The sequence below is a fragment of the Calidifontibacter terrae genome (genome assembly GCF_054778835.1).
The window spans coordinates 1-1,421 of the sequence record NZ_BAAGZF010000010.1; the positions used below are offsets into that span (position 1 = coordinate 1).

General features: G+C 70.3%; 1 protein-coding gene. It reads right to left on the bottom strand.

Features of this window, described 5'->3' with window-relative positions; all coding sequences use genetic code 11:
- Window positions 1–32: 32 nt before the first annotated feature.
- Complete coding sequence (locus ACYU98_RS14315) at window positions 33–1,322, bottom strand: ISL3 family transposase (protein ID WP_460468904.1); 1,290 nt, start codon at window positions 1,320–1,322, stop codon at window positions 33–35.
- Between the last annotated feature and the right edge of the window lie 99 nt (window positions 1,323–1,421).

Genomic DNA, 1,421 nt, shown 5'->3' on the forward strand with positions numbered 1-1,421 from the left:
CGGCTCTTCGACTTTCCGCGGGGCGGGCCGGGTCATGCTGCGTCTCGTCGTGCTCGGGTGAGCGCGATGGTTGAGAGTATCCGGCGCTGGTAGTTGTCCAGGTTGCGGAAGCCGCAGGCGACGCGCTTGGTGTTCTTGATGATCCGGTTGAAGCCTTCGGTGCGGGCGTTGGTGACGTCCATCGTCAACGCGACGTGGATGGCCGGCCACCAGGTCTCGATCGTGGTGGCGAGCCGGGTGGTCTCGGGCATGTCCGCTCTCGCGGCGTCCCGATAGAACTCGTACAGCCGGTGCCGGATCCGGTGCTCCTCTGACTCGGCCAGGAGGAGTCGCAGGCGTTCCTTGACGCCCCAGGCTGCGCCGATCTCGTTGGTGGGGTCCTCGCCCGCGAAGGTCGCCTTGAGCCGGGCCCGCTGCTTGGCGGAGAGGTGCTCGTACCCGGTCAGGAGCAGGTGCCGGTTGACCCACACCTTCTCGGCGGTGGTGCCGCGCCGCCCGTAGCGTTCACGGGTGACCCGCTGCCGGACCTCGGTGACGACGGTGTTGGCCAGGGCCACCAGGTGCCACTTGTCGACCGCGATCTTCGCGTCGGGCAGAGCAGCCCGGATGCCGGAGGCGTAGGGCGCGCTGGTGTCGATGACGACAACCTCGATGGCGTCGCGGAACGCGGGGCTCTGCTCGGCGAGCCAGTCGCGCACGCACGCCCCAGAGCGGCCCGGCGCCAACCCGAGCATCCGGCCGGGGCTGGTGGTGTCGGCGTCGACGAAGCTGGTCAGCCACGGGTCGCTGCGCCGCCAGCCGGCGTCGGCCAGGACCCACCGCACCGACCTCGCGCGGGTCTCGTCGATCCCGAGCACGCGCACCGGCTCGGGCGTCGGTAGCCACCTGGCTGCCGCGGCCACCAGTGCCCGGTGCGCCGTCGGCCACGACACCCCATGGGAGCGGGCGACCTCATCGACCGCCCGGTTCCCCGACGCGATCTCGGTCGCGATCGCCTCGCGGAGCCGGCCGGTGAGCCGCGCCCTCGCGGGGATCGCCTCGGACTGCTGCGTGAACGAACCCGTACCGCAGAGCGGCTCGGGACAGGTCAGGCGCCGCTTGCGCCACCACAGCTCGACCACCTGCCCGCACGCGTGAAGGTCCTTCACCCGCACCAACGGTCGCTCCTTGACCCGCGCGGTGAGGACACCACACCCCGGGCAGGGCGCCCCCCGCTCCCGCAGCTCGATCACGACCCACAGGTCGCTGCTGCTGAGCCGCTCGAGACTGGTGACGACGAACTCGTCTTCCAGCCCGAACAGCACTGACGTACTGTCGATCATGCTCGTGGCCTCGTTGCTGCTGAAGGAGTAGAGACCAACAGCATGACCGGGGCCACGAGCCCCCTCAGGTCAGGACACCCCGCTCAAAGTCGGAGAGCC

Excerpts from the sequence above, each read along its gene's own strand:
- ACYU98_RS14315 (WP_460468904.1), bottom strand. The coding sequence starts at position 1,322 with ATGATCGACAGTACGTCAGTGCTGTTCGGGCTGGAAGACGAGTTCGTC.